We start from the raw sequence: 22,538 nt of genomic DNA, 5'->3' as shown, positions 1-22,538 counted from the left end.
TCACACAGGAGAAACACCATGGCGAAGCCGCCTGTGCGCAAGCCTAAGAAGAAGGTCTGCGCGTTCTGCAAGGACAAGACCCAGTACGTGGACTACAAGGACACGAACATGCTGCGGAAGTTCATTTCCGACCGCGGCAAGATCCGTGCCCGCCGCGTGACCGGCAACTGCACGCAGCACCAGCGTGACGTCGCCACGGCAGTCAAGAACAGCCGTGAGATGGCGCTGCTGCCCTACACGTCCACCGCGCGATAAGGGAAGGGTGACCGAATCATGAAGATCATCCTCACCCACGAGGTCTCCGGCCTCGGTGCTGCGGGCGACGTCGTCGACGTCAAGGACGGGTACGCCCGTAACTACCTGGTTCCGCGTGGCTTTGCCATCCGCTGGACCAAGGGTGGCGAGAAGGACGTGGCGCAGATCCGCCGCGCCCGCAAGATCCACGAGATCGCCACGATCGAGCAGGCCAACGAGATCAAGACCAAGCTCGAGGCCGTGAAGGTCCGTCTGGCCGTTCGCTCCGGCGACGCCGGCCGTCTCTTCGGCTCCGTGACCCCGGCCGACATCGCCTCGGCGATCAAGGCTGCCGGTGGTCCCGACGTCGACAAGCGTCGCGTCGAGCTCGGCTCGCCGATCAAGACGCTGGGCGGACACCAGGTGTCCGTGCGTCTGCACCCCGAGGTCGCTGCGAAGCTCGGCATCGAGGTCGTTGCTGCCTAAGGGCACAGCTCACCAGAGCAGGTGAAGGGCCGTACCCCACGGGGTACGGCCCTTTGCTGTTTCACGTGAAACGGGGCGTCGGCCGGTGGTTCAGCGGGTGGCTCCGGTGACGATCCACTTGCCCGATCGGGTGCGCAGCCAGAGCGTCACCATGCGGACGGTCATCATCAGGGCCATCGCCCACCACAGTGCGGTCAGGCCGCCGCCGAACGTCGGCACCAGCAGGGCGACCGGTGCGAAGAGGGCCAGAGTGACGAGCATGGCCCAGGCCAAATACCGCCCGTCTCCGGCGCCCATCAGCACTCCGTCCAGGACGAAGACCACGCCGGCGATCGGCTGGGACAGCGCCACCACCAGCAGCGCCGGGAACAGCGTGTCCTGAACGGACTGGTCGCCGGTGAACAGGGGCACGAACAACGGCCGGGCGAGGACGATCAGTGCCCCGAACGCCACCCCGGAAGCGATGCCCCACTGCACCATGCGGCGGCATGCCTCGCGTGCGCCCTTGGCGTCATCGGCTCCCAGGTAGCGGCCGATGATGGCCTGCCCTGCAATGGCGATGGCATCGAGGGCGAAGGCCATCAGGTTCCAGAGCGAGAGGATGATCTGGTGCGCGGCGATCTCGGTGTCGCCGAGGCGGGCGGCGACGGCTGTGGCGGTCATCAGCACGGCACGGAGCGACAGTGTGCGGACCAGCAGCGGAACGCCTGCCTGGGCGCTGGCCTTGATGCCTTCGGCGTCGGGCCGCAGCGAGGCGCCGTGCCGACGTGCTCCCCGTACCACCACGACGAGATAAGCGGCGGCCATGGCAATCTGTGCGATCACAGTGCCCCAGGCCGATCCGGCGATGCCGAGCCCGGCGCCGTAGACGAGTCCTGCATTGAGGGCTCCGTTGGCCGCGAAGCCTCCGATGGCGACATAGAGCGGGGTTCGGGTGTCCTGCAGGCCACGGAGTACACCGGTCGCGGCCATCACCACGAGCATGGCCGGGATGCCGAGGCTGGAGATCCTCAGGTATGTGGTGGCGTAGGGGGCTGCGGTGTCGGAGGCACCGAAGACGTCCACGAGCCAAGGCGCTGTGGGGAGCATGATGGCGACGACGAAGATGCCGAGCAGTAGGGCCAGCCAGAGGCCGTCCATGCCCTGCCGGATCGCGGAGGCCAGATCGCCCGCTCCGACCTGCCTCGCTACTGCCGCGGTGGTGGCGTACGCGAGAAAGACGAAGACGCTGACGGCGGTGGTCAACAGGGCTGCGGCGACGGCCAGGCCGGCCAGCTGCGATGTGCCGAGATGGCCGACGACGGCACTGTCGACCATCACGAAGAGCGGCTCGGCGACGAGCGCGCCGAAGGCAGGGACGGCCAGCGAGATGATCTCGCGGTCGTGCCGTCGACGACTGGGCGGCAGAGGTGCCGGGGCCTGGATCACGAGGGCCAATCTAATCTTCCACAGGTAATGGATGCAATCCTCATGCAGTCCTTACATTTGTTGCCACTCGACATTCTCCTGTGTGCCGTTTGTCGTGATCTTGTGCTGACTCGGAAAGTTTTTCTCCCCCACAGCCCGTGGACGGAGAAACTCCAGGTCAGGGCCTTGATGGTGTGGCTGCTATGAGTTTGTCCACAGTGCTGTCCCCCGCTCCGTGCACAGGTTCTGCAGAGTTCTCCACAGCATCTGGTCCGTCGTCCACATGCCCTGTGGATAACCAGATTGGCTGACGGTGCTGAGCGGCCTACCGTGGTCCGGCGCCCGCACCCCGTTCCGGCCCTGGAACCCCGCAGAACTCGACGTGCCGGAACCGGAGTCGGGCGTCTTGTTTGTCGGTGCTGTGCCGTAAGAAAGAGTGGCACGGCGAGGTCCGCGGAGCGGACGGGAGGAGGTGGCCCGGTGAGCATTCCCGAGCCTTTGGACGACCCCTGGGCCGACGCCGGTCCCAGTGACCGTCTGCCCGTTTCCCGCCAGCGCCGCGGCGAGGGCCGGGACCGCGGCGAGCAGCACGAACGCGGCAGGGAGAGCAGCGGATGGGAGGGCGGTTCCCCCGGTTTCGAGCGGGTGCCGCCCCAGGACCTCGATGCCGAGCAGTCGGTCCTCGGCGGCATGCTCCTGTCCAAGGACGCCATCGCCGACGTCGTGGAGATCATCAAGGGACACGACTTCTACCGCCCCGCCCACGAGACCGTCTATCAGGCGATCCTCGACCTCTATGCCAAGGGGGAGCCGGCCGACCCGATCACGGTGGCGGCCGAACTGGTCAAGCGCGGCGAGATCACCAAGGTGGGCGGAGCTCCGTATCTGCACACCCTCGTCCAGTCCGTGCCGACCGCGGCCAATGCTTCGTACTACGCGGAGATCGTCCACGAACGGGCGGTCCTCAGGCGGCTCGTCGAAGCCGGGACGAAGATCACGCAGATGGGATACGCGGCCGACGGCGATGTGGACGACATCGTGAACTCCGCGCAGGCCGAGATCTACGCCGTCACCGAGCAGCGCACCAGCGAGGACTACCTGCCGCTCGGCGACATCATGGAAGGCGCTCTCGACGAGATCGAGGCGATCGGTTCGCGCAGCGGTGAGATGACCGGGGTGCCGACCGGCTTCACCGACCTCGACGCCCTGACGAACGGCCTGCACCCGGGCCAGATGGTCGTCATCGCGGCCCGTCCGGCCATGGGTAAGTCCACTCTGGCGCTGGATTTCGCGCGGGCCTGTTCGATCAAGAGCAACCTGCCCAGCGTGATCTTCTCCCTCGAAATGGGGCGCAACGAGATCGCGATGCGACTGCTCTCGGCCGAGGCGCGAGTGGCGCTGCACCACATGCGTTCCGGCACCATGACCGACGAGGACTGGACGCGCCTGGCCCGCCGGATGCCGGATGTCTCGGCCGCCCCTCTCTACATCGACGACTCCCCGAACCTGTCCATGATGGAGATCCGGGCGAAGTGCCGTCGGCTCAAGCAGCGCAATGACCTCAAGCTCGTCGTCATCGACTATCTGCAGCTGATGCAGTCCGGCGGCTCGAAGCGTGCCGAGAGCCGCCAGCAGGAGGTCTCGGACATGTCCCGAAACCTCAAGCTGCTCGCGAAGGAGCTGCAGCTCCCGGTCATCGCGCTCTCCCAGCTGAACCGTGGCCCCGAGCAGCGCACGGACAAGAAACCGATGGTCTCCGACCTGCGTGAATCCGGATCCATCGAGCAGGACGCCGACATGGTGATCCTGCTGCACCGCGAGGATGCCTACGAGAAGGAGTCCCCCCGCGCCGGCGAGGCCGACCTGATCGTCGCCAAGCACCGTAACGGCCCGACGGCGACGATCACCGTGGCCTTCCAGGGCCACTACTCGCGTTTCGTGGACATGGCACAGACCTGAGTGGGTGGTCTGTAGGGTCTCAGATTTCGTGGCCAAATCTCACGAGCGATGGCCAAGCGATGGCATATCTGACACGAATCTGAGACTGGCAGGTCAAGCCGCCCACTCGTATGGGTGATTGGGCTCTGATGCTGGTGCCCTGTAGAAGCCCGCTGACACCGTGGGCTCACGGGGCATCGCTCGTGGGCTTGGGGGTGTGCGGTGGGGGAGATCGCCGCGACGGTGAGCGTTCGGCGGCAGCGCGGCGCTGTTGTCGAAGATCGGGATCGGGTACGGCCCCCGTTGATCTTCTGCGGTCAGCTTGTCCGTGGCGGACGTTCCGTTGGTACAAGGGCCAGAAGCACTACTCGGGTACCTACTGGTCGGCGACGATGCGCGACCACGTGATCTACGAGTCGCGCCTGGAACTGTCGCGCTTGCTCTTCGCCGACTTCGATCCGACCGCATGCGGCATCGTGGCCCAGCCCTTCCTGCTGAAGACGGTGATGAAGGGGAAGGTACGCCGTCACATTCCGGACTATCTCCTGCTCACCGGGCAGGTTCCGGTGGTTGTCGACGGCAAGCCGTTGCACCGGTTGTCCAAGGCCGAGGTGGAGTTCACCTTCGACTGGACCCGGCAGACGGTGGAGTCGCGGGGATGGAAGTACGAGGTCTGGAGCGAGCCTCCGGCCGTGGAACTGGAGAACATCCGGTTCCTGGCGGGTTACCGCAGGGACTGGCTGTTCAGCCCTGAAGTCTTGGAGGAGCTCCGGGAGGTGGACCTCGACGGGGTCGTCCTGGGGCAGGTTGCGGGCTGCCTGCCGGGCCGTCCGGAGCCCCAAGTTCGTTCCGCTGTCCATCATTTGCTCTGGAATCAGACTTTTGTCACTGATCTTGATCGACCGCTCGGCCCTTCGCACGTGTTGAGGAGGGCGGCATGAGCAGGGCGGGAGTCCGAGTCGGAGTCGGTACGTCCTTCCACTACGACGGGGATCCGGCTCACGCCGGTCTCGACGAAGGCGGTGGATGTCAGCGCGGTGCTCTTCCAGTCGTTTCGGCCGAGGCCGGCGGGGCGGGATTGGCCGCGGCACGCGGTCTGGCCCGAGCACGGTATCCCCCGCACTGTCCTGGTCGACGTCGAGGGCGCCACCGGGCCGGGCCTGGCCTCGCCGCCCCTGGTCCCCGAGACGCTGGTGGTCGACCACGGCAAGGTCTACGTCTCCGAGCATCTGACCAGTGTCTGCCGCCGGATGGGCATCTCCATCCAGCCGGCCCGGCTACGGACAGGCCGGGACAAGGGTCCGGTGGAGCGCTTTTTCCGGACCCTGTGGGAGGGGCTGCTGCAGGTGCTGCCTGGCTACAAGGGACCCGACATCCACTCGCGGGCTGACGATTTGCCGCCGCACCGGAACCCCGCCGGGAACCGGCCGACGCAAACGCATCGCCCGCAGCCAGCTCTTCCGACGCCTCAGCGGCCTGCCTGCCGAGTCCGTCCCCGATGACCTGGGCGGGCTCGACAGCGCAGAGTTCCGGGCGACGTCCCTGCGGTTCGCTGCACTCCAGACACCCGAACTCACACACGCCCTTCAGCAGGAAGCCCTCAACTTCCTGGCGTCGCACCACATCCACGACGAGCCCGTGACCTGGCAGCCTCCCACCGCCCTGCTGGCCGGACTGTCCCTTCCCGGACCCGACCCGGCGCACATCGACCTGCCCCACCTGCACCAGATCGTCCGAGAACGCCACCACCCCGTTCAGCACGCAGCACAGATCCTGGGCACGACCGTCGATGCCATCCGGCATGTCCTCGACGAGCCCCCAGCCCCCGCACCCCCGCTGACGCAGAACACCGCCAGAGCCACCGGCCGCATCCGGCAGCAAGCCCGGCAAGCCATCACGGCGGAACGCTTCACGCAGCTCTACCGCGACGAACATCGATCCCTCCAGCAGATCGCCACCCTCACCGGCTTCTCCCGCAGAGTGCTGACCGACCTCGCCAAGGAGTACGGCATCCCGCTCCGCGAGGGCCCTCAGGACTACAAGCGTCGCGGCAGTGTCGATCGGGACTGGCTCATCGAGCAGTACGTCCACCGCCGCCGAACCCTGCCGGACCTCGCCCGCGAAACCGGCATGAGCACCGCGAACATGGGCCGCTGGGCCCACACCCACAACATCCCCCTCCGGCCACGGGGCGGAGCCAGCCACCACACCGCCCTCCGCACCGCCGACGAAGCCGAGGCACTTCCCGCAGTCCTTCGCAAAGCCCTCACCGGTTCATTCGCACGGCAGCGGCTCTCGCGGTTCCTGGCCGCCCGGTCCTACCCCACGCTCACCGAAGCAGCCCGAGACCTCGGCATCCGCCAGTCCGCTCTGGTGACCCAGATCAACCGTCTCGAAGAGGACCTCGGACAGCCCCTCTTCGAGCGGGCAGAGCGCGCCAGGGCCATGAAGCTGACCCGATTCGGGAAACGCGTCGCCGCAGCCGCCCAGACGATCCCGGCTGAGGAAATGCCACGACGGTGAGAGGAAACACCCATCCAAGCCGTGAGACAGCGGGAAGCTGCTCAGCGCCTCGTCTCGTACCTGGTCAGGACCACGCCACCGGGAAACGTCCGCGTCTCCACCAGGTTCAGGTTCACCCAGCTGTCCAGCGCGGTGAAGAACGGCGTGCCGCCGCCCACCAGGACCGGATGGGCGGCGATCGCGTACTCGTCGATCAGCCCGGCGCGCATGGCCGCCCCGGCGAGCGTTGCGCCGCCGATGTTCATCGGGCCGCCGTCCTCGGCCTTGAGCCGGGTGATCTCGGCGATCGCGTCGCCGGTGACCAGGCGGGTGTTCCAGTCGACCTTGTCGATCGTCGAGGAGAACACCACCTTCGGCGTGTCCCGCCAGTTCCGCGCGAACTCGATCTCCGCCGGGGTGGCGTTGGGCTGCTGGTCGCCGGTCGGCCAGTAGGAGCTCATCGTCTCCCATAGCTTGCGCCCATACAGCGACAGGCCACTCGCCTGCTCGTGGTCGAGCCACCACTGGAACAGCTCGTGGTTCGGCGGTCCGCTCCAGCCGATGTCGTCGCCGGCCGCGGCGATGTAGCCGTCCAGAGTCAGGTTCATGCCGTAGATCAGTTTCCGCATGGCCCAGCCTTCCGTCCGTGGGTGTCCGGCGTATAGACCAGCGCGGCGCGGGAAACGCATCGGTGCGCGATCCGGGCTCGCCGGTAGTCCTCATGCTCGGGGCTCAGCGTGGTGTACTCGGCCGACAAGGGCAAGCCGCCCGACCTCGACCTCGCTCTCGCGAGGAAATGCCACGGATTTGAGACTGATCATGGGTGACAAGGCCGTGAGACAGCCAAGAACGCCCAGGTCACGCAAGATCGACATGTCACGAGCGGCGAGACCCCACACCTGTGTGGGGCCTCAAATCCAGCTTCATAATCTCAGGGTCGGCTGCATATGGATGGCATTTATGCAGCCATCGTGAGACTCGCAGCTCGGAGTGTTCACTCTTCCGGGTGGCGTAAGGAGCGACCGCTCCACGCGAGGAGCGGTTGCTGGCACCTTGCTACACGGGCAGTGACTCGTGGGCTGGGGGTGCGGTGGACATCGCTGCGACTGTGAGCGTGCGTCGTCAGAACGGTCAGGTCCTCGAAGATCGTTCCTGGGGCACGGAGTCAATTGAATCTTTGGCTTCGGCCATGTCCTGGCGGACGTTCCGCTGGCACAAGGGCCAGAAGCACTACTCAGGCACCTACTGGTCGGCGACGATGCGCGATCACGTGATCTCCGCACCTTCGAGGAGCTTCTCGACGCCATCGAGACCATCCGTGAGTGGATCCGAGCGAAGGGCGAGCGGCTCCCGGAAGGGTGACCTGATCAGCCGAGCTGCGGAGCCTCTCCGGCTTCGAACTGCAAGCCGATGTTGTTCCACATGAAAAGCTCCTGCCAGTCACCCCTGCCCAAGTGAAGTCCAATAGGACACGATTCTGAGACTGGCCGGCCACTGACTAGGCCCCCGGCTGGCCCTGTTCGGCACGGAACTCATCGAGCAGCTCAAAGAACAGCTCGATCGCGGGTCGGTCCGTGGCCTCGGCCGCCCGCTCGATCTCCACCGCCCAGCCCAGCGAGCTTTCGTACTCATACCCCAGCCGCGGCCACAGCCAGTCGGCGAACGGGCCGCCCTGCCGGAAGTCAAGCTCTTCCTTGGCGCCGTGAACCCTCAAAGCCACGTGATAGCCGAACAGCATGGAATCCAGATGCTGCAGCGAACTACCTCGCACCCACATCCCCGGGCGCAGTCGCACCTCCTCCAGGAGGTCGTACACGTCGCGCATCTCGGTGAGCTGTCTGGGCGCCCGTCGGGCCATCTCCGCCTCTGCCATGCGGGAACTCTACTGTCACTTCGAGGAGCGCCGAACGGGGCCGGGACTTTCGAACAGCGAGACGAAGCCGCCCTGCGGGATGAAATCGCCTAGGTCAGACGTCAAGCATCACCCGACGCCGAATCGTCAAGCTTCACCTGAGAATCGACAAGCCACCCCGGGGCGCTAGTTGCGGAACCGTGGTCAGTGCCCGACGAAATGACATGCCCGTGAGACAGAGGGCATGCCAACGGTCGTGAGACACCGCGAAAATCCGCAGGTAGAAGCATCGGGCTATGCCACAGGCGGCGAGTTCCTACACGGTCCTGCGGGGTCTCACGCACCTTGTCGCGATCTCACGGCCGATGCCGTAAGGATGTCGAACCCACCATGCCCACGTGAGACAGAGCGGAGAACCGCAGGCCGGCCGTACTGCGGAGTTTCCCGGCCTCGGACGACCGGTGCGGGAAGGGTTCAGGACGGCGGAATCACGCGCGTGACCACCGTCCCCACCAGCCGGTTCAAGGTGGCTTCGGCCTGGAGATCGTTCTCGGGGCCGATGAGAACGCCGGGCAGCGTGAAGTGCTCCAGCAGCAGGCCCGTCATGGCCAGGTAGAGCACCAGGAAGGCGTCCGCGTCGCCCGGCAGGCCCGCCTCCTGGTGGAACCGGGCGCTCTCGTCGAAGTTGGCACGGACGGGCTGTGTCAGTCGGTTGCGGAGCGCCGGTCGGCGAGTGGCCTCCAGGCGGAGTTCCAGCATGGCGAGGTAGCCGGTGCGGTCGTCCTCCATGCGCTGCACCAGCCATCGCATCAGGTCGGCGACCAGTTCACGCGAGGGCGTCGGGCGCATGGCCTCCTCGACCTTGGCCGGGTCCGGTGTCATCCGAACGGTGATACGGGCGGCCGCCTGCATGAACAGGTCGTCACGGTTGGCGAAGTAGTTGGATGACGTGCCCACCGGGACGCCGGCGCGTGCATCGACCGCGCGGAACGTGAGCCCTCGCGCGCCCTCGTCCGCCAGTACTTCGATGGCGGCATCGACGAGCGCTGTTCTGCGCTCCGGGTTCCTGGCCATGCGTATGCCTTCCTTGGTCTTCTTCTTCGGCTCTTTCGCGGAAAGGGATTGCGTAACCACTACACATGAAGCACTCTAGGTGAAGTGGTTGTGGCTCGGATACGCCGCAACGGAACGGGGATCCTGTGCGCAAGCTGACCTACTTCATCGCCTGCTCCATCGACGGTTTCATCGGAGACCCGAGCGGTGACGCATCGTCCATGTATCAGTTCGTGAACGAGGAGTTCCTTGAGTTCCTGAAAACGCAGTACCCGGAGACGATTTCGACCGAGGGCCGCAAGCTCCTCGGCTTTCACGGCGTCGAGAACCAGCAGTTTGACACCGTGATCCAGGGGCGGGCCAGCTATCAAGTGGCGCTGGACGTCAACATCACCAGCCCGTACGCCCAGCTGCGCGAGATCGTCGCTTCGCGGACCCTCAAGGAGTCACCCGACCCGAATGTCGAGCTCGTCTCCGACGACGTGGTCGCAAGGGTTCGGGAACTCAAGGCGGAGAACAGCCGGCTCGGGATCTGGCTCTGCGGTGGCTCCCAGCTCGCCGGAGAGCTGATCGACGAGATCGACGAGCTGGTGATCAAGACGTATCCGCTGGTCTACGGATCGGGCATGCCGATGTTCGGATCGGATTTCGCGCCCACCGCGTTCGCGCTGGACTCGGTACGTGTCTTCGACAACGGCGCCCTGGTCAGGGCGTACAGCCGGACGCGCTGACCGGCCGCATGCGGTCCAGGTGCCGTGAAATGCGCTCGCCACAGTTCGGGTTCGGCGGGTAGTTGTTGAGCATGACCTCCGCATCTGAACAGTTGCTCCCCGGTACGCAGCGCGCTCTGCTGCACCGCATCGCCACCGCACAGTCGGAAGGCCGGGCGCCCTCGCTCGTCGCCGCAGTGCAGAGACAGGGACAGATCGTCTGGAGCGGCTCCCGCAGCTGCGTGGACGGCCATGCCCCTGACGCAGACACCCAGTTCAGGATCGGCTCAATCACCAAAACCTTCACGGCAGTGCTGGTTCTGCGGCTGCGCGACGAGGGACTTCTGGATCTGGACGACCCGCTGGAAAAGCATCTGCCCGGCACGGGCGTCGGTGGAGTCACTGTCCACCAACTCCTGGGCCACAGCGCGGGACTGGGAGCCGAGGCGCCCGCACCCTGGTGGGAGAGGACGCCGGGAACGCTGCGGCCCGAACTTGCCGATGTACTGGGTGAGCAGACGCGGATGCACACTCCGGGCCGCCGACACCACTACTCGAACCCTGGCTACACACTGCTGGGAGCGCTGGTCGAGAAGGTGCGCGGGGCGAGCTGGGCCGAGGTGCTGCGGCGCGAGATCCTGGAACCGCTGGGCATGCACCGCACGAGCCCCCAGCCGCAGGCGCCGCACGCAGGCGGCTGGGCCGTGCATCCCTGGGCGGATGTCATGCTGCCCGAGCCGACCGAGGATCTCGGACTGATGGCCCCGGCCGGCCAACTCTGGTCCACCACAGGCGACCTCCTCCGCTTCGCGGCCTTTCTCGCAGAGGGGGACGACCGGGTGCTCTGTGCCGCCTCCGTGAAGCAAATGCGCGAACCGTCCGCGCCGACCGAGTCCGGTGACTGGGAGTCCCATTACGGCCTGGGTCTCCAGTTCGTACGGAGGGACGGCCGCACGCTCTTCGGGCACACAGGCTCGCTGCCCGGCTTCCTGGCCGCCCTGTGGGTCAGCGTCGAGGACGATGTGGCGGCCGTCGTTCTCACCAACACCACGTCGGGGCTGATTGTCGGCGGTGTTGCCGCCGACCTCGTAAAGACCGTAGCCGAGGCCGAGCCACGCATTCCGCAGCCCTGGCGCCCGCTGCCCGAGGCGGACGCGGAGCTGCTCGCGCTGACCGGTCCCTGGTACTGGGGCACAAGCACGAACATCCTGCGACTGACTCCGGACGGTGGGCTGGAACTTCAGCCCCTGCGCGGCAATGGCCGCGGCGCCCGATTCACCGCACAGCCCGACGGCACCTGGGTCGGTCTCAACGGCTATTACGCGGGGGAGACGCTGCGTATCGTCCGGAACGGCGACGGCAGCGTGAACCATCTCGACCTGGGTTCCTTCGTCTTCACACGGGAGCCGTACGACGCCACAGCGGCCATTCCCGGCGGTGTGGACGAGGGCAGGTGGCGGGGCCTCGGGGCCTGAGCACCACGTTTCACGTGAAACGGGAGGGGGCGGCCGGATCAGGCCGTCAGCTCCCGTTCCAGGGGGGTACGGAAGCGTGGAGTGATCCGTGCTTGGCCCACCCATTGCGACAGTCGGGATGCTTCCGCCTCGACCACGGCCGTGGCATCCCTGCCGATGTCGGACAGCAGCCGCCAGACCGGCTCACCATCGGCTCGCTGCGCCCAGCCGCCCACGATCTCGCCGTTCCACCACACCGTCGGGCCGATATTGCCGGACCGGTCGAAGAGCGCCTTCCGATGCCCGGCAGGGAGGTGGAAGCTCCGATCGGCCCAGCCCATCGCGCTGGGGTCGAGTGCCGGAAGCAGCGCGGCCCAGGGTTCCAGGGCCGGTTCCGGCTCCAGGTCCTTTGGCAGGATCCATCCCACGGCGCCGCCGTCGAGCCGAACCTCCTCGGCTCCAACGGCTGCCAGTGACTTGCGGACCGGGCCCAGCGCCCAGCCCGTCCACCACTTGAGATCGGCCTCGGTCGCCGGGCCGTAGGAGCGGAGCCAGCGTCGGGCCAGCTCCGCCTGCGCCTGTGCGGGTTCCTCGAACGGCAATGGCTCGGACGTGGTCCAGCGGAACTGGCTGGAGGTCCAGGAACCGCGTGGACGGTCCCGGCGGATGCGGCCTTCGGCTGCCAGTATCCGGATGACACGGGAGGCGACGCCCTGCACTCCCTCGTACTTCTTGCCGGGAAAGACTGTGATCTTGGTACGCAGGCCGGCCACGGCGGCGGAGAGCTCGCTGCCGGTGAGGGGACCGTGGGCCGCCAGGGCGGCAAGGATCTTCCGTTCGGTGCCGGCGAGCCAGCGCTCGTCCAGTCCATTGCCGTCGTCCGCCAAATGCTTGAGGAAGGTGCGGCGTTCCTTGGCGGCCACGGCCCGGGCGTTGGACGCGTCGACGTACGGGGCGAGTTCCTGTGATACGACGAAGAGGGTGTTGCGCATGGAGAGTTGCCGGACCAGAGAGACGTCTTCGTAGAGAGCCCGCTCCACCGCGACGACGCTTGCCTCGGACATCCGTGCGCACGCGGAAAGAAAGACGGTGGCGGCGTCGGTGGCGTGCAGAGCGACGAGCGCATCAGTCACGGATACCGGGGACGCGGTCCGTACGGACGGGGCCAGGAGATGTCGCCGCCCGAGCCTGATCCTGCGCTGTTCGTCACTGATGTGGTGCACGGACAACCTCTCGGACTCCGGACTGCGATCAGAGCGCGAGCTTGAAGCCCAGGTGGCTGGCGGTGAAACCCAGCCGCTCGTAGAAACGATGAGCATCGGTCCGGCTCGCATCGGACGTCAACTGGACCAACTGGCAGTCCTGGCGCCGGGATTCGTCCACTGCCCATTCGATCAGCTGGGTGCCGAGGCCGCTGCCGCGCTCGTCGGCGTGGATACGGACGCCTTCAATGACCGAGCGGGTCGAGCCGCGCCGGGAGAGTCCAGGGATCACCGTCAGTTGCAGGGTTCCGACGACGCGGCCCTCGCGCACGGCGACGACCACGTGCTGGTTCGGGTCGTCGGCCAGCCGCCGGAATGCGGCGCGGTAAGGGGTGAGGTCGTCCGGCGACTCACGCTGTGCACCCAGCGGATCGTTGGCGAGCATGGCCACGATCGCGGGGATGTCGGCGAGGGCCGCGGGGCGTATTTCCAGATCGCTCATGATCGGCAGAGTACGCAGATCACGTGGACGGTGCGGGGAATCACCCGGCCTGCTCGGGGAACTCTCAGCGGCTGCGCAGCGGCTCACGCGACCTGTGCGGGGGCCTTCAGCTCTTCGACCGCCCTGACGAGTGGGGCCAACTCGGGATTCTTGGCGGCTTCGTCGAGTGCGGCGCGCAGCGCGGTGTCATTGGTCGGCCGGGCTTCGGCGAGCAGGGTGAGGCCCGCCTCGGTGACATCGGTGTAGATGCCGCGGCGATCGGTGTCGCAGAGATACCGGATCAGCAGTCCGCGGTTCTCGAGGCGCGTGACCAGGCGGGTGGTGGCGCTCTGGCTGAGCACGACGGCGTCCGCGACCTGCTTCATCTGGAGATGGCCGCCGGGACCATTGTGCTGCCTGCTCAGGACGTCGAGCAGGGAGTACTCCCGCACGCTGAGACCGTGCCCGGCCTGCAGCGCTCGCTCGATACGGGCCTCAATCTTTCCGTGAAGCAAGGAGAGGGCGCACCAGCCCTGGGAGAGGGCGGTCAGTGCGGGGTCTGTAGCTGTCATGGGTCTCTCCCCCGTCTCGGAGCTGCTTGCGTCCAGGATAGGCGACGCCCGCAATAGCCCGCGTTTGCATAGTCAGCGTCTGCAATTGTTGTGGACGCTAAGGCGCAGATGCAATCTTCAGGGAAGGTGAAACCCGAAGCGGCCCGCAGCGCCGCCGAAGCCGCCGGTGTCGCCGTTGCCGTCACGATCCTTGACGCGGGTGGCCACCTGCTGGCCTTTCGGCGGGACGACCGGGCCGTTCTCATCGCGGGTGAGATCAGCACCCGCAAGGCATACACGGTCCTTCAGCTCAATGCCTCCACCGCCGACCTCGTCGATGCGGTCCAGTCGGGTGGGCTCTTCCACACCCTGCCGACCGCCCTCGAACGGCCGCTGCTCTTCATCGCCGGTGGTGTCCCGGTCCACCGCGACGGCCGGCTCATCGGCGCCATCGGCGTCGGCGGAGGTGCCCCCGATCAGGACCACGGCTTCGCGACAGGCGCCGTGAAGGCTCTCGCCCGACGCTCGCGCCGCCCACGCTCGATGAGTTCAAAGCCGCGTGAGTCAGCCCGTCGCTACGGTCAGCGGAGCGTAGCGACGGGTCCAGTCGCCCGGCAGGTCCGAGGTTCCATAAGTCATCATCGTGGTTTTGGAGCCTCTTTGCAGACCGCACTCCTTGAACCAGTCGAGCAGCTCCACATGGCGCGCGTCGATGTCCGCGCGCAACGGTAGATCCGTCGTCTCTGCGAGCGACGCGGCGAGTGCCTGAGCGGTGTCGGTGTCGGGCGCGATGAGCGGGCCGACCACATGCGTATGAGCGCTCGGCCAGGTCGCTGCGTAACCGACGAGCTTTCCGCTGTCCTCCGCGACCCGGATGTGGTCGGCATACGCGGGCAGCCGGGCGAGGACATGCGTCCGGTCGGAGCCGAAGACGTCTGTGTCCAGCCGGACCATGGCTTGCAGGTCCTCCGCCGTGGCCGGGCGGACGGTCACAGTGGACGCTCTGGCGCCGGTCGGCCGGAAGAACCCGGTGACCCGCTCGACGCGGCCCACAACCGTGAAGCCGAGCTGTTCGTAAAGTGGTTGTCCCGCGGATGTCGCGTACAGGCTGAGGGGGGTGCCTGCGGCCTCGTCGATCACATGGCGCATCAGGTGGCGGGCGACTCCCTGCCGCGCATATCGCTCGGCGACGAGCAGCATGCCGATGGCAGCCAGTCGTGGGCCGTATGAGGTCACCACACAAGCGGCCATCAGGCCTCTGCCTCCGGGATCGTCCATGCCATAGCCGGTTCCTGCGGCGAGGAGCAGACCCCATCTGTGCTCATCACGTGGCCATCCGCGGTCCTCGCAGAGATCGGCGCAGGCGACCAGGTCACCCAGGGTGAGACGCCGGACAGGCATGTCGACGAGCGGACGGGGCAGAGGGGTCAGCATGAAGGTCAGGCTGTCCGACGCGGTGATCGCTCGTCCACTCCTTTACCGGCTCCGGCCTGGATGCGCAGCCGTCGGCCGTGCCGGGTCAATCCCCAGGGCTTCAGCACTGATACCGCGGTGATGAACAGATACGTTGCCGTCGCCACCGACGGAGCGACCACCAGGTCGATATCGACAGCGCCACGCGTCGCCGCCTCGTTGATGCCGGGGCGCAACGAGAAGATCGACAGTGCCGCAGTGATCAGGGTGAGCCAGAACTTTGTCCAGACCCACCGGTGCCTGGCCAGTCCCCAAGGCGTACCGAGAGCCAGGACGAGGCCGCTGAGCAGGGAGAGCAGGGCGACCGGGACGACCAGCCAGTCCCCGAAGATCTTCATGGCGCGGGTGGCGGCCTGCGCGGCGGTGGGGTCGCCGGTGAGGAAGGCCGTGATTCCGAGCGTCAGCAGTCCGACGGTCAGTCCCAGCCAGCTCACGGATACCGCGACATGCGCGACGAGAAGGCTGCGGCGAGCGGAGCGTTTGAGTGGTTTCACGTGAAACACGGTGCCGGGAATGGGGTAATCAGGCGTCTGACAGAGGGAGTAACCGCGCGTACTCGTCTCGGCGTACAGTGCCTACCCTTCTGCAGCCTCGCCGGTGAGGCGGGTTGGTGCGCACACCTCTGCGGCCTTCTCTGCAGGGTCGGTTGGTGCAAAGTGCCGCGCTGATGCGGATATGAGCGACTGTCGTGGACTCACGGCTCGGTCATGAGGCAGAGGAGCGTAACGGGAAAACCGGTCCGGATACCCGGACTTCCCGCTATTTGTCCGGTCTGCGTTCATGGCAAGGCATGCTGGGGTGAAGGACTGCGGGCAGGAGCCCGCCGGCGACCGCAAGCAGGACCCGACTATGCCCGCAAACAAGGGCCGCGGGCCGTGTGCGGGTGAGTAAGGCGACCAGAAGACGTTCGAGGCGAGGCACAGTATGGATGCTCCGGCCACCGGGTGGACCGAAGACGGAACGGACAGATCTCCCGACGCGACCCTGATCCACCGCACCCTGACTGAGATCTCGCCCGTCGCGGATCAGGCAACCTCGTACTTCTACGCCCTGCTCTTCATCCGGCACCCCGATCTGCGCGCTCTTTTTCCGGTTGCGATGGATGTCCAGCGCGACCGTCTTCTCCGCGCGATCCTCACCGCGGCGGACCGGCTGGACGACCCCGATGCGCTGGCCGAGTATCTCGGCGAACTGGGCCGGGGGCACCGCAAGTACGGCACACTGCCTGCGCACTATCCCGCTGTGGGCGAGGCGCTGCTCGGCGCGCTGAGCCGCTACGCGACCACCACCTGGGACGCGGAGACCGAAGCGGCGTGGGTCCGTGCCTACACCGCGATATCGCAGATCATGATCGATGCGGCCGCCGAGGATGAGCAGTGGGCTCCCGCCCGGTGGCATGCCGAGGTCGTCTCCCATGACCTCAGAACCCGCGACATAGCGATCCTCACGGTCCGTCCCGACCAGGCCTACCCCTTCCTCGCAGGCCAGTACGCGGCGATGGAGACCCCGTGGTGGCCCCGGAACTGGCGGCACTATTCCTTCGCCTCGGCGCCCCGCCCGGACGGTCTGCTCACCTTCCACATCAAGGCGGTACCGGCCGGATGGGTCTCCAACGCCCTGGTGCACCGGGCCCGGCCCGGCGACATACTGCGCCTCGGCCCGCCGACGGGCTCGATGACGGTCGACCACTCCACCCACACCGGTCTGCTCTGCCTGGGCGGCGGCACGGGCATCGGGCCCATCAAGGCGCTTGTCGAGGACGTTGCGGAGCATGGCGACCGGCGTCCTGTGGAGGTCTTCTACGGGGCACGCAGCGGTCACGACCTGTACGACATCGACACGATGATGCGGCTCCAGAAGGTCTATCCCTGGCTCGAGGTGCGGCCGGTGGTCTCCACCGGCCCGGGAACGGAGGGGGGTCTGAAGGGGCTGTTGCCCGAGGCCGTACGCCAGTGCGGCCCGTGGCACGAGTACGACGCCTATCTCTCGGGCCCGCCCGGCATGATCCGCAGGAGTGTGGACGTGCTCAGGGGCATCGGCATGCCGGCCGAGCGCATCCGGCACGACCGCGTCGAGGAACTGGCGACCGCCGGCCCCGACTGAACCCGAGAGCGGCAGCCGTCAGACCTGAACCCGGGAGCGGCAGCCGTCGCGCTGTCCCAGGAGGAGGAGGTGGCTGTCGGCCCCGATCCGGAAGCGGCGGCCGGTCAGCCCAGGTCGGGCGCGTGCATCGCCCGTACGCCCTCGATATTGCCGTCCAGGTAGTGCCGCAGCGACAGCGGCACGAGATGAACGGCAGCGATTCCCATCCGGCTGAACGGCACCCGTACGACGTCGTACTCTCCGCAAGGGTCCTCGATCTCGGGGCCATGGCGCCGGGACAGGTCCATCGACTCCAGTCGGCAGACGAAGAAGTGCTGCACTTTGACGCCCTTCACTCCGCCGCCCTCGATGTGCTCCACGGTGTCGACGAAGCAGGGGACCACGTCGCTGATCTTGGCGCCGAGCTCCTCGTCCACCTCACGGTGCAGGGCGTCGACGACGGTTGCGTCCTCGGGTTCGACCCCGCCGCCCGGCGTGAGCCAGTACGGATCCACCCCGGGCTTGGTGCGCTTGATGAGGATGAGGTCGTTGCCGTCGAGCAGGATGGCGCGTGCGGTGCGCTTGACCACAGGACGTTCGGTCATGGCAAGAGAGTGGCCCACGGAACCGGTTCTGAAACACCTGACCCGCGCCGGACCGCCCTGCGCTCACCAGTCGGCGGCAGCGCGCAGCAGCCACTCGTGCGCCCGCGCGATGTGCGGCAGCGCGAGCGTGCCGGTCCGCACGGCCACGAAATAGGTGCGCAGCGGAGGCACGGGAGGGTCGAGCAGCGCCACCACCTCACCCCGTTCCAGCGCCCCCTCGCACAGATAGCGCGGCAGTACGGCGAGTCCGGCGCCCGCTGCCGTGCACTCCAGGACCGCCCGGAGATCCGGCGCGATGACGGCTCCCGCAGCGGCGGGCCGACTGTCGAAGACGGCGGCCCAGTAGCGGGAGACGAGCGGCAGGCTCTCGTGCACCTCCACGACCGGCAGCCGGTCCAGCACCACGGGCCCCTTGTGCCGCAAGGTCCCGGGCCCCAGGCGCCCGGCCCAGCGCGGCGCGGCGATCAGCACATGTTCTTCGTCGCAGAGTGGAGTCGCTGTGAGCAGCCCACCACGCGGACGGGCCGTCGCAATGGCCAGATCATGATGTCCTGCGGCCAGTCCCTCCAGCGTCTCCTCGGCGCTGGTGAAGAACGAACTGCGCAGAGCCAGGCCCTGGGCGATGAGAGGCGTGAGCGCCGGCAGGGCACGCATCGAAGTGAACTCTGGTGGCCCGGCCAGATGCAGTGTCCGTATGCCCGACTCCTCGTCGAGCTCGGTCTCGGCGATCTCGATCAGCGCGTCCAGATGGGGCGCCGCCCGGTGCGCGAGTTCGTCGCCGATGGTCGTCGGGGTCACGCCGCGGGCCCTGCGCAGGAAGAGCGGGCGGCCCAGCTGCCGCTCCAGGGTGCGGATCTGCGAGGTGACCGCGGGCTGAGAGAGGCCGAGCAGGGCAGCAGCCCTGGTGAAGGAACCGGCCCGGTGCACCGTGACGAACGTGCGCAACAGGGCCAGGTCCATGTCCTGCCCCTCCCACCCTCGCGCCGCTTCGGACCCGTACAACTATAAATATGTCGATAGGTCGCTGCCGCTATCGTGATTGGACACTGACGGAGAGTCAATTAGCCTTGTTCAAGCGGTTCTTCAGGTCTGGAACCGGGACGGTCCGAGCCACGAGGGGGGAGGCTCGGACCGTCCGTACCACCGGTTGGATCAGCTCTCGCTCAGCGCCGCGTCCAGTGCCCGCTCCACGTCGGCCACCAGGTCGTCCGGGTTCTCGGCGCCGACCGAGAATCGGATGAAACCTTCCGGCACGGCGTCACCGCCCCAGCGGGCCCGCCGCTCGGCGGTGGAGCGCACGCCGCCGAAACTCGTCGCGTCGTCGACCAGCCGCAGCTCGGTCAGGAAGCGCTCGGCCCGCTCGCGGTCGGGCAGTACGAACGACACCACGGAGCCGAAGCGCCTCATCTGACGCACGGCATTCGGATACGAAGGATCGGTGGGCAGGCCGGGGTACCGCAGCCCGGTCACCTCCTGACGCTTGCCCAGTGCCTCGGCCAGCGTCACGGCGGTGGCGCACTGCCGGTCGATCCGCAGCTCCAGCGTGGCCAGCGAACGGTGCGCGAGCCAGGCCTCCATCGGTCCCGGAATCGCGCCGACGACCTTGCGCCAGCGCCGTACACCCGCTGCCAGCTCGGAATCGCGGCAGGTCACATGGCCGAGCACAATGTCCCCGTGCCCGGTCATGCCCTTGGTGTCGCTGGCCACAGAGAAGTCGGCCCCCAGTTCCAGCGGGCGCTGGCCGAGCGGTGTGGCGAGGGTGTTGTCGACAGCCACCAGAGTGCCGGCCGCGTGTGCCGCCTCGACGAGCCGGCGTACATCGCAGACATCGAGCCCAGGATTGGACGGGGTCTCGATCCACAGCAGCTTGGCGCCTTCGAGGACCGCCAGCTGGGCATCGCCGCCGGTCGGCGCGGTCCGGACCTCGACGCCGTACGCCTCCAGCTGTTCACGCACCAGCGGCAGCGCCTGATATCCGTCATCCGGCAGCACGACCACATCGCCGGTGCGCGCCTGGGACAGCAGCACGGCCGAGATCGCCGCCATCCCGGAGGCGAAGACCGTGGTCTCCACCGGCTCCCCCGGCGCTTCCAGCTCGCCGATGGCGCGTTCCAGATGCGTCCAGGTCGGATTGGTGTCCCGGCCGTAGGTGTACGGACCGGTCGGTTCACCGGAGAGATGGAAGTGCGCGGCGAAGACCGGCCCGGGCAGAGGGGGCTCGAACTGCTCCGGTTCGGGCAGCCCGGCCCGTACCGCCCGGGTTCCGTCACCCATGGTGCTCATACCGCTTCCTCACTTCTCTCCCTGGTGTGCCACCGGTCCGACCCGCACTGTTTCAGTAGATGTCGGGTCAGTCCTCGTCGGGCAGGACTACGTTCAGCGCCCACGACACGATCGAGATGATCAGACCGCCGAGCACGGCGGTCCAGAAGCCGTCGACATGGAAGCTCAGGTTGAACTGACCGGCCAGCCAGGAGGTCAGCATCAGCATGAGCGCGTTGACGACCAGGGTGATAAGCCCCAGCGTGAGGATGAAGAGCGGCAGGGTGAGCAGCTTCACGATCGGCTTGACCACAAAGTTCACCAGGCCGAAGAGCAGGGCGACCACGATCAGCGTGAGCGCCTTGCGCCCGGTGCTGCCGCCGTTCAGCGTGATGTCCTGGAGCAGCCAGATGGCCACGGCCAGCGCACCTGCATTGGCGATCGTCTTGACTACGAAATTCTTCATGTGTCTGATCGTGGCAGACATGATCGGTGGCGGACACCGGCAGAACAGAGGTAAGGGGCGGACGGGCCATGAAGGCATTCAGACTGGACGAACTGGAAGCGGAACGGGCAGCCAACGACGGTGCGTATCTGCAGTTCGTGAAGGAACGGAACATGTCCGTCGGCCTGTATGCACTGGATGCCGGCGAACTCGACCCGCAGCAGCCGCACAAGGAGGACGAGGTCTACTTCATTGTCAGCGGCCGCGCCTCGATCACGGTCGGCATGGAAACGACGCAGGTGGGCAGAGGGAGCGTGGTGTACGTACCCGCCGGTGTTGCCCACAAGTTCCACCACATCACCGAGGACCTGCGGGTCATGGTGGTCTTCTCCCCGCCGGAGAGCTGAGCCGCTCCTACGGAGGACCGGGCTCCGGTCTCAGGGATCCCTCAGGGGTCGATCAGGGGACTTCAAGGGCTGCGGAACCCCCGCCGGGCCCCTTTGCGCCTCTAGCATCGAGGTATCGAAACAGAAACTCACAGAGACGAGGCAAGGACGATGGCCGTGCGGGAGATATTCGCGGGGATGCCCTGGTGGGTGAAGTGGATCGCGGTGCCGGTCATCGCGATCGTCGTGTTCGGCGGTCTGATCGCCAGCGTGGTCGGGTTCGTGATCGGTCTGCTCTTCAAGGTTCTGGTCTTCGTAATCCTGGTCGGCGGACTCGTCTTCGTCGTACGCAAGTTCATGTCGTCCTCTTCCTCGCGCGGCGACTGGTAGGACGATCGGAAGCCGGCCGGGGGATTAGCCCAGCTGAGCTAAGTGCAAGACGAAACGACGCCCTTTGCGGATGCGGCCGATATGGTGGCAGTCCGCTGCCACCACCTGGGAATTTACTGTCCGTTACCACCCTGACCAGTGGTTTGTACGGCGTTGGGCCTCCGGACCCCAGTCATGCGGCGGTCTGTGGGGGCGGCCCCCACAGGCGGGCTGACCGCCCGTCACCATGCCTGGGGGTGACCCTTGACCACGGCATCGAGCACCGCTGTCCCGACGCTGATCGGTTCGGTCCAGCGAGCGCTGAGGCTGCTGGAAGCTGTGGGCGCCCATCGAGACGGGGCGCCGGCGAAACAGTTGGCCAGGGAAGCGGGCCTTCCCCTTCCCACCGCCTACCATCTGCTGCGCACCCTGACCCATGAGGGCTATCTGCGCCGGGAGAACGGCGTGTTCCTCTTCGGGACCGCCGCTGAGCGCCTGGTCGACGAGGGTTCGCTGCAGAATCGTCGCAGCAGAATGACCGAGTTGCTGAGCCGCTGGCGCGACACCATCGGCGCACCGGTGTACTGCGCCGTCTACCGCGAGGGTGAGATCGAACTCATCGCGGTCGCCGACAACCCCGCCACACCCGCGGTGGACGAGTGGGCGTCCTTCCGGGAGACCGGGCACGCCCATGCGATCGGTCAGTGTCTGCTGAGCCAGCTCGACGAGAAGGCCCGCGAGGACCATCTGGACCGGCACCCTGTGCGGCCGCTGACCCGCTACTCGGTGAGGGACCGCTCGGCGTTCCTTGAACGCTTGCGGTCGTTGGAACGAATGGAACCTGTCATCGAACGACAGGAGTACGCCTTGGGGACGGTCTGCGCAGCCATCCCGATCACGGCCGGATTCACTGCCGCCGCGATGGCGATTTCGGTTCCCCTGGAGCAGGAAGATCGATTGCTCCCCGCAGTCGAACAACTACGTGGCGAAGTTGCCAGCCTCTTGCGCTCATTCGTGTTCTCTATCAGTATCTGAAAAATCACTCC

23 protein-coding genes and 2 pseudogenes are annotated in these 22,538 nt (G+C 66.9%); 12 read left to right on the top strand and 13 right to left on the bottom strand.

What is annotated here, in order from left to right:
* The first annotated feature begins 18 nt into the window (after positions 1 to 18).
* Positions 19 to 255 carry a 30S ribosomal protein S18 gene (gene rpsR, locus IEZ15_RS12685; protein WP_003967857.1) on the top strand — a complete coding sequence of 79 codons (237 nt, stop codon included), beginning with the start codon at positions 19 to 21 and terminating at the stop codon, positions 253 to 255.
* A gap of 18 nt (positions 256 to 273) precedes the next feature.
* Positions 274 to 720 carry a 50S ribosomal protein L9 gene (gene rplI, locus IEZ15_RS12680; protein ID WP_093895069.1) on the top strand — a complete coding sequence of 149 codons (447 nt, stop codon included), beginning with the start codon at positions 274 to 276 and terminating at the stop codon, positions 718 to 720.
* Between the two features lie 90 nt (positions 721 to 810).
* On the opposite strand, the gene IEZ15_RS12675 is transcribed toward rplI, so the two are convergent.
* Entirely contained in the window at positions 811 to 2,148 is a 1,338-nt protein-coding gene (locus tag IEZ15_RS12675; RefSeq protein ID WP_189276612.1) for an MATE family efflux transporter, read from the bottom strand.
* Between the two features lie 459 nt (positions 2,149 to 2,607).
* Between IEZ15_RS12675 and dnaB the strand changes: the two genes are divergently transcribed.
* The 3 genes and pseudogenes from dnaB to IEZ15_RS12655 all read left to right on the top strand — a co-directional run bounded on the left by dnaB (position 2,608) and on the right by IEZ15_RS12655 (position 6,588).
* Positions 2,608 to 4,086: a replicative DNA helicase gene (gene dnaB, locus IEZ15_RS12670; protein ID WP_189276610.1), complete on the top strand. Its 1,479-nt coding sequence runs from the start codon at positions 2,608 to 2,610 to the stop codon at positions 4,084 to 4,086.
* Positions 4,087 to 4,287: 201 nt separating this feature from the next.
* Positions 4,288 to 5,456: pseudogene (locus tag IEZ15_RS47780) on the top strand (TnsA-like heteromeric transposase endonuclease subunit); the annotation flags it as partial.
* A 247-nt stretch (positions 5,457 to 5,703) separates the two neighbouring features.
* Positions 5,704 to 6,588 carry a LysR family transcriptional regulator gene (locus IEZ15_RS12655; RefSeq protein ID WP_229845859.1) on the top strand — a complete coding sequence of 295 codons (885 nt, stop codon included), beginning with the start codon at positions 5,704 to 5,706 and terminating at the stop codon, positions 6,586 to 6,588.
* A gap of 41 nt (positions 6,589 to 6,629) precedes the next feature.
* On the opposite strand, the gene IEZ15_RS12650 is transcribed toward IEZ15_RS12655, so the two are convergent.
* The 3 genes from IEZ15_RS12650 to IEZ15_RS12640 form a co-directional block, all read right to left on the bottom strand.
* The gene (locus IEZ15_RS12650; RefSeq protein WP_189276608.1) at positions 6,630 to 7,196 is read right to left on the bottom strand and encodes a dihydrofolate reductase family protein; all 567 of its coding nucleotides are present in this window, start codon (positions 7,194 to 7,196) and stop codon (positions 6,630 to 6,632) included.
* Between the two features lie 869 nt (positions 7,197 to 8,065).
* Positions 8,066 to 8,440 (bottom strand): hypothetical protein, encoded by a 375-nt coding sequence (locus IEZ15_RS12645; protein ID WP_189276606.1) that lies wholly within the window; start codon positions 8,438 to 8,440, stop codon positions 8,066 to 8,068.
* Positions 8,441 to 8,893: 453 nt separating this feature from the next.
* Positions 8,894 to 9,493, bottom strand: a complete 600-nt coding sequence (locus IEZ15_RS12640; RefSeq protein ID WP_189276604.1) for a TetR/AcrR family transcriptional regulator — start codon at positions 9,491 to 9,493, stop codon at positions 8,894 to 8,896.
* 125 nt (positions 9,494 to 9,618) lie between these two features.
* On the opposite strand from IEZ15_RS12640, the gene IEZ15_RS12635 reads away from it, so the two are divergent.
* Both IEZ15_RS12635 and IEZ15_RS12630 read left to right on the top strand, forming a co-directional pair.
* Positions 9,619 to 10,203 carry a dihydrofolate reductase family protein gene (locus IEZ15_RS12635; protein ID WP_189276602.1) on the top strand — a complete coding sequence of 195 codons (585 nt, stop codon included), beginning with the start codon at positions 9,619 to 9,621 and terminating at the stop codon, positions 10,201 to 10,203.
* A gap of 71 nt (positions 10,204 to 10,274) precedes the next feature.
* Positions 10,275 to 11,657, top strand: a complete 1,383-nt coding sequence (locus tag IEZ15_RS12630; RefSeq protein WP_189276600.1) for a serine hydrolase domain-containing protein — start codon at positions 10,275 to 10,277, stop codon at positions 11,655 to 11,657.
* A 38-nt stretch (positions 11,658 to 11,695) separates the two neighbouring features.
* Here the strand turns inward: IEZ15_RS12630 and IEZ15_RS12625 are convergent, their stop codons facing one another.
* The 3 genes from IEZ15_RS12625 to IEZ15_RS12615 form a co-directional block, all read right to left on the bottom strand.
* Positions 11,696 to 12,859, bottom strand: coding sequence for a winged helix DNA-binding domain-containing protein (locus tag IEZ15_RS12625; protein WP_189276598.1), 1,164 nt, complete (start codon positions 12,857 to 12,859; stop codon positions 11,696 to 11,698).
* 28 nt (positions 12,860 to 12,887) lie between these two features.
* Positions 12,888 to 13,340: a GNAT family N-acetyltransferase gene (locus IEZ15_RS12620; RefSeq protein WP_189276596.1), complete on the bottom strand. Its 453-nt coding sequence runs from the start codon at positions 13,338 to 13,340 to the stop codon at positions 12,888 to 12,890.
* An 83-nt stretch (positions 13,341 to 13,423) separates the two neighbouring features.
* A complete protein-coding gene (locus IEZ15_RS12615; protein WP_114245552.1) occupies positions 13,424 to 13,891 on the bottom strand; it encodes a MarR family winged helix-turn-helix transcriptional regulator in 468 nt (155 codons plus the stop codon).
* A gap of 108 nt (positions 13,892 to 13,999) precedes the next feature.
* Here IEZ15_RS12615 and IEZ15_RS12610 point away from each other — a divergent pair.
* Positions 14,000 to 14,386, top strand: a pseudogene (locus tag IEZ15_RS12610) (GlcG/HbpS family heme-binding protein); the annotation flags it as partial.
* 48 nt (positions 14,387 to 14,434) lie between these two features.
* Here the strand turns inward: IEZ15_RS12610 and IEZ15_RS12605 are convergent.
* The gene (locus tag IEZ15_RS12605) at positions 14,435 to 15,304 is read right to left on the bottom strand and encodes a GNAT family N-acetyltransferase (RefSeq protein ID WP_189276594.1); all 870 of its coding nucleotides are present in this window, start codon (positions 15,302 to 15,304) and stop codon (positions 14,435 to 14,437) included.
* Between the two features lie 5 nt (positions 15,305 to 15,309).
* Positions 15,310 to 15,837 carry a DUF2269 domain-containing protein gene (locus IEZ15_RS12600; protein WP_114245554.1) on the bottom strand — a complete coding sequence of 176 codons (528 nt, stop codon included), beginning with the start codon at positions 15,835 to 15,837 and terminating at the stop codon, positions 15,310 to 15,312.
* A 430-nt stretch (positions 15,838 to 16,267) separates the two neighbouring features.
* Here IEZ15_RS12600 and IEZ15_RS12595 point away from each other — a divergent pair, with 430 nt between their 5' ends.
* Positions 16,268 to 17,446, top strand: a complete 1,179-nt coding sequence (locus IEZ15_RS12595) for a globin domain-containing protein (RefSeq protein ID WP_189276592.1) — start codon at positions 16,268 to 16,270, stop codon at positions 17,444 to 17,446.
* 104 nt (positions 17,447 to 17,550) lie between these two features.
* Here IEZ15_RS12595 and IEZ15_RS12590 read toward each other — a convergent pair whose 3' ends face one another.
* The 4 genes from IEZ15_RS12590 to IEZ15_RS12575 form a co-directional block, all read right to left on the bottom strand.
* On the bottom strand, positions 17,551 to 18,030 hold the full coding sequence (locus tag IEZ15_RS12590) for an NUDIX domain-containing protein (protein ID WP_114245556.1): 480 nt from the start codon (positions 18,028 to 18,030) through the stop codon (positions 17,551 to 17,553).
* 63 nt (positions 18,031 to 18,093) lie between these two features.
* Positions 18,094 to 18,990 (bottom strand): LysR family transcriptional regulator, encoded by an 897-nt coding sequence (locus IEZ15_RS12585; RefSeq protein ID WP_189276590.1) that lies wholly within the window; start codon positions 18,988 to 18,990, stop codon positions 18,094 to 18,096.
* Between the two features lie 192 nt (positions 18,991 to 19,182).
* The gene (locus IEZ15_RS12580; RefSeq protein WP_189276588.1) at positions 19,183 to 20,313 is read right to left on the bottom strand and encodes a cystathionine gamma-lyase; all 1,131 of its coding nucleotides are present in this window, start codon (positions 20,311 to 20,313) and stop codon (positions 19,183 to 19,185) included.
* 67 nt (positions 20,314 to 20,380) lie between these two features.
* Positions 20,381 to 20,758, bottom strand: a complete 378-nt coding sequence (locus tag IEZ15_RS12575; protein WP_114245559.1) for a phage holin family protein — start codon at positions 20,756 to 20,758, stop codon at positions 20,381 to 20,383.
* 68 nt (positions 20,759 to 20,826) lie between these two features.
* On the opposite strand from IEZ15_RS12575, the gene IEZ15_RS12570 reads away from it, so the two are divergent.
* From IEZ15_RS12570 to IEZ15_RS12560, 3 genes are all read left to right on the top strand, one after another.
* The gene (locus IEZ15_RS12570) at positions 20,827 to 21,144 is read left to right on the top strand and encodes a cupin domain-containing protein (protein ID WP_114245560.1); all 318 of its coding nucleotides are present in this window, start codon (positions 20,827 to 20,829) and stop codon (positions 21,142 to 21,144) included.
* A gap of 156 nt (positions 21,145 to 21,300) precedes the next feature.
* Positions 21,301 to 21,513, top strand: coding sequence for a DUF5326 family protein (locus IEZ15_RS12565; RefSeq protein WP_114249160.1), 213 nt, complete (start codon positions 21,301 to 21,303; stop codon positions 21,511 to 21,513).
* Between the two features lie 243 nt (positions 21,514 to 21,756).
* Entirely contained in the window at positions 21,757 to 22,527 is a 771-nt protein-coding gene (locus tag IEZ15_RS12560) for an IclR family transcriptional regulator (protein WP_189276586.1), read from the top strand.
* The last annotated feature ends 11 nt before the right edge of the window (positions 22,528 to 22,538 follow it).

Source organism: Streptomyces atratus (assembly GCF_014648655.1).
GTDB lineage: Bacteria > Actinomycetota > Actinomycetes > Streptomycetales > Streptomycetaceae > Streptomyces > Streptomyces atratus.
The sequence above is the reverse complement of the archived record's forward strand: the minus strand, read 5'-3'. Positions and strand labels throughout refer to the sequence as shown.